This is a genomic window from Pseudoalteromonas sp. XMcav11-Q, assembly GCF_040104525.1.
In the GTDB taxonomy this organism is placed as follows: Bacteria; Pseudomonadota; Gammaproteobacteria; order Enterobacterales; family Alteromonadaceae; genus Pseudoalteromonas.
This window is the reverse complement of the sequence record NZ_JBECOX010000014.1, coordinates 110,384-119,425: the sequence shown is the minus strand read 5'-3', so window position 1 is coordinate 119,425 and position 9,042 is coordinate 110,384. Positions and strand designations below refer to the sequence as shown.

Genomic DNA, 9,042 nt, shown 5'->3' with positions numbered 1-9,042 from the left:
AAGTGAGAGCCTCTAAAAAGCAAATTCCTATAGCATAAACAACACCAACTCTGTCACACCGAGCAGGTAGCAGCTCAGTCCAACAAGCGATTATGCAACACAAACTGCGTGTCGCATAAATACTAAAATGTTATATGAACTTTGAGGTCTGAGTGTACTTACCAGCTAGTGTTTATAAAAATACATTGCGCCTAATTGGTGTTTTATTTATATGTGTAGGAGTGCTCTTAGGTTACTCAGCTTTTGAAGCATTATTTGATCCTAATGTAACCATTAATTTAAATGGTGTTGAGAGGAGTGATGCTGAAGCCAAAATGTTCAGTTTGATTTTACCTATAGTATTAATATTAGCTGGATCAGGACTTTGTATTTCAAAAGGTGAAAATTTAACGAGTCTACATAAAGCCAGAGAAACCTTTTGGGCTATTTTTCACGGTAAATAGTTCATATAACAAGTGCCTAAACCAAAGGGCGCAAAACAGCGGGCTTGCGCTCCTTCGTCGCTAATTTTAGCCTGCTATTTTGCGCCGGTTAGGCAAGCGTTATAAGCACTATTAAGTTATGAATGATATTCGAGAGTTTGAAGTAAATGATTGGCTGATAAATGAAGATGGAATTTGCCAAGTTTTAGGTTCTCAAAAATATATTGTTGAACCTTTTTTTTGAAAAAGACTACCCAAGCTACAGTCTTAGAGAAGTATTCGAAAACAAGCTCGTATGCAAAATACTGTGTGACTTTGAACCAAAACCACGCAAATCAAGATTCATTAAACATTACAGCAGTAAGTGGTGCGAGCCTTTGGAGGGCGCATATTTAGCTTTAAAGGATAAGGTTCAATCCGAATATCCTGAGCAATATAAAAAATTTGAATCAGTTAAAATAAGTAAGCCTGTTCTCGCTAGTGTAGACTTTTCAATAAGGGTTTTGCCCAACGAAAAGCAATCTATCCTAGATAAAATAAACTACTTGTTAGCAAATGAAGTAAATGGACTGAATTTTGAGAATGTTGAAAAGCTGCTCTTAAAAAACATTGAAGGTATTGAATCGAAAAGCCTTGTTAATAGGGACACTTTGCGGACAAATGCATTAATTTCTCTGAAATACGATGTTCTTGGGGCTAAAGATAAGCAATTTTGTTTTATCGGTGGGAAAGCTTTATCGGTATATTGTAGCGAGGAGTAGCCGTGCTTATAACAAGTAACTCAAAAGGACGCAAAACGCTTGGCTTGCGCTCCTTCGTCGCTAATTTTAGCCAAGCATTTATGCGCCCATTAGTAAGGCGTTATAACCCTAGGAGAGTTTGGTGGAAGACTGGAAGTTTTACACTGTAATAATTGGCGTAGTCGCCGCTTTAGTTGGTATTTATTTTAGGGAAGCACTAAAACAAGCTCATATCCAAAAAAATGCATCCAGTAGATTGCTTGCTTACTTAAATTACTGGAATCAAAACATACTTGACTGGGATATCTTTTCTATAGTTTATGTAGGTGAACAATGGAGAAAAGATAAAATCGAGGCATATTCTAGATCAAGAAACGCAGAAGATATTTTAGCTGTAAATGAAGAGTATGAAGGTAAGCTCAAAGAGTTACGTGATGCTATAAAAAACAAAGATCCTGAGCTCAAATTTGATCATAAGGAAATATCAGAAAAGTTTAATAAGTTCACTCCACAAGTTATGGAGCAATTTCTTGAAGCACAGAAAACTTATAAACAAAATATCATTGAAGGTAAAACCTTCATTTCCGATGAAGAAGCAGCCACTTTAGGCTCTCACATTGCCGATAGATCAGTTCATATAAAACTAAGACTTGTTTCCTTAATAGAACATGGCACTAGTTTATTGATGCATATAGCCGAAAATAAAGAAAAATTCGAAATAAGTGATTATGCGGATGAAATTTATCAATGCATACGTGTTGGTATTCTTATGTACCAAGACTTCGAACCCATACAAACTAGGGCTAGACAAATAAACCAAAAATCAACTTTTAACCTTGCTTTAAAGAATATGTTGGGCGGGTTATAACAAGGCAATTATGCGTGGGACGTCTCAAGCTTGGCTGGCGCTCATTCTTCGCTAATTTTAGCCAAGCTTAATTCGGCCCATATTGCGGCGTTGAGGCTGTAGAATTACTCTTTTCAGGTACTGGATTGTTGGTTTTGGATTGACTATTTCTTAACCTTGAATCGAGTTGGTTACTGTGATCTAATAGATATTATTCACCCACGGTAAACTGTTATGGCCAACTACAAGCCTGACTTATCCTGCCTAAATAAATTCATTTCTATCAATTTCGCTGAGCAAATTTTGCCTGGTACATTTGAATATGCCCTTTGTTATATTGTCGAAAATAAACTCGACTTGTCGAGCTTTGACGCGTGGTATAACAATGATAAATCGGGCGCTGCGGCGTATCCGCCCACGGTGATGTTAAAGATAATTTTACTTGGTTATGCTCATGGATTAATTAGTAGCCGCCGAATAGCCAAGGCTTGTGAGAACAATATTCTGTTCATGAGTGTCAGGGGATCTTCAGCCGCATTACACATCAATAGCAAGTTTCGTGGCCAAAATGCACGAGCAGATTGAACCGCTATTTACGCAAGTGCTGATGATATGTGATGAAGAAGGCTTGATAGGACGCAACATGTTTGCCATTGATGGGTGCAAATTGAAGTCGAATGCGAGCAAGGAGTGGAGCGGTACATTCGATGAGCTAGGCCGTAAAAAAGCCAAATTAGAACGCGCAAGCAAACGCATAATTGAGCGCCATCAAGCGCAAGATGGCTTAAGTGAAGAGCTGGTCACTCAAGACTTAAAGCAAAAAGAAAAGCTAGATAAAAGAGCAGATAAAATCACCGCGTTCTTAGCTACTCACGAAGAGAAAACAGGCAGTAAAGGTAAGCCGGTTAAAAGTAATAAGTAATATTACCGACCCAGACAGCGCGAAAATGACCACGTCAAAAGGCACAATTCAAGGCTATAACGGGATAGCGATAAACGATGATAAACATCAAATTATACTACAAGCACAGGCATGGGGCTCTGTGGGCGAGCAACAAACACTGCAGCCAGCCGTTGAGCAATTAAAACGACAACTTGAAAAACTGAACAGTGATAAATTCTCTAACAAACAGGCCATTAAATTTACCGCAGACAGTGGATTTAATAGTGAAGCGAACCTTGAATTCATGGCGCAAAGTGGCTTTGATACTTACATAGCTGATAACCAATTTAGAAAACGCAACCCACTGTTTAAAGAGAGCGAAACCTACGAAACAGAGCAAGAAAAGCGGCGATTAAAACGCAGTAAAGGCAAGCCACGCTTATTTACCTCAGACGACTTCCATTATGATGAAGCAACACAAACCTGCCGCTGCCCCGCAGGCAATGAGAAGTGGCGAAGTGGTATCAATGTAAACAGCAATCATCAACAAAACACACGATTCTGCGGTTACTTAAAAGACCGTAAAGTTTGCTCCCTGCAACAGCAATGTATGCGAAAACCACCGATACAAACGTGGCGGCAAGTACAGTTTAAGAGTGATGAATCGCGCAAAAAAAATCAGTTGCATCGACAAAATGAAAGTAAAAAAAGACAGCCCAATAGGACGACGACAATACAGCAAACGACTTGGATGTATCGAACCTGTATTCGGCAACATCACGGTGAATAAAGGGATGAATAAGCTCACATTACGCGGCCAAGTAAAAGTCAATGCTCAATGGCAGCTATACTGCCTTGTTCACAATATCGAAAAGTTACGAGAAAGGGTGTCGTAAGCCAAGAACAACCTGACTTAACAGCTCCGAAGCGCTTCTCAAACCACAACAAACCAGCTTAAAAAAACGCCCTAAAATAACAACTCACACCCAACTAAACGATTGAATCAAAATAGGAACTCAGTTATCGTTTGTTGATTACAAAAACAAATTTGAAACGAGTTATTCTACAGGCTCGTTATATGCCCATCAGGTTTTGGAGTGTTGAATGGATATAGATGAAAATAAAATAGATGAAGCAGCTTTAGCTTTATTACATCTCACCTTGCATGATTATGGCCGAGCTTGGAAACAAATTGACTGGGAAGTTATGAATAGGCTTTATGAAAAAGGTCTAATTTGTGATCCGGTTGGTAAGGCAAAGTCAGTGCAATTGACCGATGAAGGCATTAAGCAATCAGAAGAGTTATTCAAAAAGCTTTTTTCAAAATAGAAGCTATTGGTCATATAACAAAGCAACTTAAAAGCTCGGACAAAAACCAGTTGGCTTTGTTAGTACCTCACAAATTATAGCCAACTAATTTTTGCCGTTTATTTGCGGCGTTATGTACTTTCTTGTCCTTCCAACTTGTGCACATCTCTTTTGTGCGATAGTATTTCACTATAGATGCACAGTAAAACAGTGCGAGGATATGTCAGTAAATTTTAAAGATGATTGGCTTGAAGCATTTTATGAGGAAGATAAGCGTCATCGCTTGATTCCTAAAACTATAGAGAATGCGCTGTATCGAAAGCTTGAAATCCTAGATGCAGCAAAAGCTGAATCAGATCTAAGAGTTCCACCGGGTAATCGGTTTGAACATCTTGAAGGCAATCTGAAAGGTTGGTGTTCGATACGGGTGAATAAACAGTATCGTTTGATTTTTAAGTGGGTTGACGGTGTAGCAGAAGACACCTATTTAGACCCTCATAAGTACTGAGGTTAGGATAATGCGCAGAACTAAACGTCGTCCAGTTGGTGTAGGAGAAATGCTCAAAGTTGAATTCTTGGAGCCAATGGAGATTACATCAAAAACATTAGCAGAAGCTATGGGTGTACATAGGAACACCATCAGTAACTTAATTAATGGTGGTACTCTGACTGCTCCACTTGCAATCAAGCTAGCGGCTGCACTTGGGAATACACCTGAGTTTTGGCTTAACATTCAACATGCTGTGGACTTGTGGGATACACGAAATCGTTATCAAGATGAAGCCAAGCAAGTAAAACCTTTGTTTTCAACGCAAGATATCAAACTACGTACATAACAAAGCGTTTAAGAGCGATTCCATAACGTGTGCCGATTTCGCTTCGCTCAAGCGTAGCAAACGTTATTCCACGCCTTTACGCGGCGTTAGGGCTTATCGAAATAGGTAGCTTTTTATGGATGAAATAACATATTTAGAAGTTCCATTTGAGGATAAAGAGAAAGTAAAGTCGTTGGGCGCTCGTTGGCACTCAGAGAGAAAGAAGTGGTTTGTTCCAAAAGGTTTAGATACGGGACCATTCGAAAATTGGCTACCGATTTATGATGATCATGCATCGCAAAAAGCTATCTCTCCATTTTATCTGCTTCAATCGACAGAGCTTTGCTGGAAGTGCGACAAACCATCTGAAGTCATTACCTTTGCTAGTCATGGCACAATCGACACTGAAAGTGATGAGCGCTCTGAAGGATTAACCAAGTATTTATACGTCAGCTTTATCCCAGAGAGACTGAGAGTATACTTGGATCTACACTTCAAAAGTTATTACTTGGATTATTCCGCAACGACCGATTCATTTTACTACATGAATCATTGTCAACACTGCAAAGCCCCACTAGGTGACTTTTTTATGCATTCTGAACCGGAGGGTGCTTTTTTCCCTATCAGTGCAGAAATGTCAGCCAATATTGCTATTACTAGACTGAAAGAAAGTGGATTTGTAAAAATCTCAGCATCTGAATCATATGGGGTTATTGAGCATATATTGGAAAATGGGCAAATGAAAGAGTTTCAGCCCTAACAGTCTGTATAAGAGTGATTCGCAACGCGTGGCATTTTCGCTATGCGTTGATTTTAGTGATTAAGGTGGCATGCTGAGGCTTTTGTATTGCGTTGCTCACTACTTAAAGCGGCGTTAGCCCATAGAAACTTTTAAGCGAAATTTGCCTAATACAGCCGAAGACCTGAAACGTTTTTTGTCCAAAAATAGGTTTATTTAACCGTCCGCTATTCGCTCTTTCGGCAATTAATCAGTTACGAACGGTCAGATTTGGTTGAACTCATAACCCTAAACTGCCAGATCGTGTATGAGCCAGCGCACTAAGTCTTGTTAACACCAGCGCACTGAGCTGCGTCAGAGCATTTCGTCGACGTACTCAAGTATTAAGCCAAGTTAATGTAGTAGAGGCCGTAGCCCACGATAAACGCAGGCACTGCAGAGTAGATAGTGGCAAATAGCGCCGCCCTTGGTGCCAGTGCGATCGCTGGAAATAACGCATCGCCATCGTTAGCAACGGCATTGGCTGCAAGGGCACTAAATGGCACGACACCTTGCAGGTAAAGCGTTGTAACAACAATTTGGGGGCCACAGCCTGGTAATAATCCGACAAGAATGGCCACCAGTGGTGCATATAGCGCATAGTCTTTAAACCAAACCGCGAGATCAAGCCCTAAATACGCAGTAGATAGCTCGTAAAGCAAAAAGCTTGCAACGACCCAAGCGGTCACAAAATGCGTGTCCTGTAGCACTCTAGTGAGTTTTGACGGTGGGTCGCATTCACCTTCTTCACAGGTGATATCTTTATAGCTTACGCCCTTTGAATTAAGTGCCCACACGCAAACAGCAAAAAGACATAATGCTGCACCAAGCCAAGCAATTTCTGTATCAAATGGCGCTAAATCGACGTTAAAAGCAATCGCGAGTGCAATAGCAAGGCTAGGTAGTAAGCACAGCTTCCACACCTTACGGCTTAGACTAAACGCACGGCTCGCGTGTAAGGTTTCTTCTTCGACCTCATTGATGGTCTGCGGGACACAAAAGTCGGGTTGATGAATTAAGTGCACACATAGCCCACTCACGATACCCACACCAACGCCCATCGCAATGATAGTAAGGCCTGTCAGGGGCTCTTTGGCGAGTAGCAAAAACGCAGCATCTCCCATCGTCGCAGTAAGTACTGCGACAACTGAAGCAAAACTCGCTTGTTTTTTGGTAAATTGGGTGACCACGATAATCGCGCCACCACAGCCGGGCAGCGCGCCTAATATTGAGGCCATGGCTATTTCGAGAATAGGGGATTTGGTACTCAGATAACTGAGATTAAGCTGTGGAATTCTGTCAACAAGAAAGTAGTACACGAGCAGGGTAGCGGCAACAAAAACGCTGACTTGAAAGAATGCATCGCTCAGCGCGCTGACCACAATTGGTCTCGCCGTTTCAAATGCCATTAGTACAATAATAACGAGGGGTAAAATCAACCGCTTGTTGAACAACAAACTCACCTTAGCGCCATGTGCTGGTTGAGAGTATCGAAGTAGAGATGAAAACATAAAGTGCAACCCGTGTATTGTCTAAGTTGCACTTTAATTTCATTTTAAATGAAAATCAATATCATTTGCATTATTTTCTTTGGAACTCTGCGGTTGCTTTCCATTTTGGCCAAGCGTCTTGCTCAGAGACATCATAGCCAACTTTAAAGAACAGCTGTAGATCCTGTATCGCCCCACTTAAATCCCACTCTTCACGGTAGCGGTCACACGGCTGATGATAACAACCGCGCAATACTAAACCCATACGTTTACGATAGGTTTCAGTCTCTTCGTCACGTGCTTCAGTTCCACCACCTGCGTACATTGCAGGCACACCCATGTTCGCAAATGCGAAGTGATCAGAGCGATAGTAACCACCAGCGGCAGGACGCGGATCTCCCGAAACGACACGGTCTTGCGCTTTTGCTGCGGTTTCTAGCATTTCATCAAGCTCAGATTTACCAATACCAACTACGCTGATGTCTTTTACTTTACCCAATAAATTTAGGCTATCCATATTGATGTTAGCAACGGTTTTCTCTGCTGGAATAACAGGGTTTGCGGCATAAAATTTTGAGCCTAACAGACCTTGCTCTTCAGCCGTCACAGCCAAAAACGTAATTGAACGGCTAGGGCGAGTTGGCAGTTTAGTAAAGGCTTCAGCTACCTCAATCATACCGCCTGTGCCGCTGGCATTATCATGCGCGCCGTTATAGATCTGATCGCCTTTACGGTTTGGATCGGTACCTAAATGATCCCAGTGTGCTGAGTAGATGATGTGCTCGTCAGACTTTTTGCTACCTGGCAGAGTGGCGATAAAGTTATACGAAGTTGATTTTTTGATGGTGTTTTTGACAGTAACTGACGCGCTTAGGTTGCCCATATCAACGTGGTATGCGCCTTCAGCAGCTTTTTTCTTTGCGGTGTCAAAATCAAGTCCAGCCTTTTGAAATAGCTCTTTAGCAACGTCTACCGTTACCCAACCTTCAACCGCAACGCGGTCCATATTGTTATTTTCTTTTTGGAAGCCAAACTGGGGGCCACTCCAAGAATTTTCTACTACGCTCCAAGGATAAGAAGCCGGCGCTGTTTCGTGAACAATGATCGCACCTGCTGCGCCTTGGCGTGAAGCTTCTTCGTATTTGTACGTCCAACGACCATAATAGGTCATAGCTTCACCGGTAAATTTACCCGAATCAGGATTAGCAAAACCTGGATCGTTTACTAGCATCACCACTGTCTTGCCTTTCACGTCTAGGCCTTCGTAGTCATTCCAGTCGTACTCTGGAGCATTTACGCCATAGCCAACAAAAACCAGCTCTGAATCTTTGATTGATTCGAGTTCGCTGATACGGGCCGAGCCCATCACCATGTCTTTCTTATATTCGTAATTTTTACCACCGATTGTTAACGTCATATTAGGATCGGCTTCAAGCGAAACAAGCGGCACTTCTTGCAAGAAGCTGTTGCCATTGCCAGGCTGATAGCCAAGCGCTTTAAAATGTTTGGTTAAATAGGCAAGCGTTAGCTCTTCACCTTTTGTTGACGGAGCACGGCCGCCAAATTCGTCAGAGGCAAGGGTTTTAATATGGGCTCTGAGTTGAGAATCGTTAATACTATTGTATGCAGTATCGATGTCTTGGGGGCTATTGCTAGTGCTAACACAGCCCGCCAGCACCGCCATAGATAGAGCGCTGAGCGTCAGTTTAAGTTTCATAATTGCCTTTCTTTTACTTGTTAGGAACCCATAAGTAGTAAC

Annotated in this window: 13 protein-coding genes; 11 read left to right on the top strand and 2 right to left on the bottom strand. The window is 41.7% G+C overall.

Annotation, left to right across the window (positions count from 1 at the left end):
* The first annotated feature begins 152 nt into the window (after window positions 1-152).
* The 11 genes from ABMY45_RS19830 (at window position 153) to ABMY45_RS19780 (ending at window position 5,775) form a co-directional block, all read left to right on the top strand.
* Entirely contained in the window at window positions 153-443 is a 291-nt protein-coding gene (locus ABMY45_RS19830) for a hypothetical protein (protein ID WP_211868879.1), read from the top strand.
* Window positions 444-799: 356 nt separating this feature from the next.
* The gene (locus ABMY45_RS19825; protein WP_227387150.1) at window positions 800-1,183 is read left to right on the top strand and encodes a hypothetical protein; all 384 of its coding nucleotides are present in this window, start codon (window positions 800-802) and stop codon (window positions 1,181-1,183) included.
* 121 nt (window positions 1,184-1,304) lie between these two features.
* Window positions 1,305-2,030, top strand: a complete 726-nt coding sequence (locus ABMY45_RS19820) for a hypothetical protein (protein ID WP_349289379.1) — start codon at window positions 1,305-1,307, stop codon at window positions 2,028-2,030.
* A 213-nt stretch (window positions 2,031-2,243) separates the two neighbouring features.
* A complete protein-coding gene (locus ABMY45_RS19815) occupies window positions 2,244-2,594 on the top strand; it encodes a transposase (protein WP_248298724.1) in 351 nt (116 codons plus the stop codon).
* Window positions 2,569-2,931 carry a hypothetical protein gene (locus ABMY45_RS19810; RefSeq protein WP_349289378.1) on the top strand — a complete coding sequence of 121 codons (363 nt, stop codon included), beginning with the start codon at window positions 2,569-2,571 and terminating at the stop codon, window positions 2,929-2,931. Before ABMY45_RS19815 ends, ABMY45_RS19810 begins: the two co-directional genes overlap by 26 nt.
* A 25-nt stretch (window positions 2,932-2,956) precedes the next feature.
* Entirely contained in the window at window positions 2,957-3,682 is a 726-nt protein-coding gene (locus tag ABMY45_RS19805) for a transposase (RefSeq protein WP_349289377.1), read from the top strand.
* Window positions 3,588-3,788, top strand: coding sequence for a transposase (locus ABMY45_RS19800; RefSeq protein ID WP_227387718.1), 201 nt, complete (start codon window positions 3,588-3,590; stop codon window positions 3,786-3,788). Before ABMY45_RS19805 ends, ABMY45_RS19800 begins: the two co-directional genes overlap by 95 nt.
* 208 nt (window positions 3,789-3,996) lie before the next feature.
* Complete coding sequence (locus tag ABMY45_RS19795) at window positions 3,997-4,221, top strand: DUF6429 family protein (protein ID WP_099029137.1); 225 nt, start codon at window positions 3,997-3,999, stop codon at window positions 4,219-4,221.
* 199 nt (window positions 4,222-4,420) lie between these two features.
* The gene (locus ABMY45_RS19790) at window positions 4,421-4,708 is read left to right on the top strand and encodes a type II toxin-antitoxin system RelE/ParE family toxin (protein ID WP_174168916.1); all 288 of its coding nucleotides are present in this window, start codon (window positions 4,421-4,423) and stop codon (window positions 4,706-4,708) included.
* Between the two features lie 10 nt (window positions 4,709-4,718).
* Window positions 4,719-5,036 (top strand): HigA family addiction module antitoxin, encoded by a 318-nt coding sequence (locus tag ABMY45_RS19785; protein WP_099029135.1) that lies wholly within the window; start codon window positions 4,719-4,721, stop codon window positions 5,034-5,036.
* A gap of 115 nt (window positions 5,037-5,151) precedes the next feature.
* Entirely contained in the window at window positions 5,152-5,775 is a 624-nt protein-coding gene (locus ABMY45_RS19780; protein ID WP_206472878.1) for a DUF5710 domain-containing protein, read from the top strand.
* Window positions 5,776-6,137: 362 nt separating this feature from the next.
* On the opposite strand, the gene ABMY45_RS19775 is transcribed toward ABMY45_RS19780, so the two are convergent.
* A complete protein-coding gene (locus ABMY45_RS19775) occupies window positions 6,138-7,304 on the bottom strand; it encodes a putative manganese transporter (protein ID WP_206472880.1) in 1,167 nt (388 codons plus the stop codon).
* Window positions 7,305-7,374: 70 nt separating this feature from the next.
* Window positions 7,375-9,000, bottom strand: a complete 1,626-nt coding sequence (locus ABMY45_RS19770; protein ID WP_206472881.1) for a M28 family metallopeptidase — start codon at window positions 8,998-9,000, stop codon at window positions 7,375-7,377.
* Window positions 9,001-9,042: the final 42 nt, after the last annotated feature.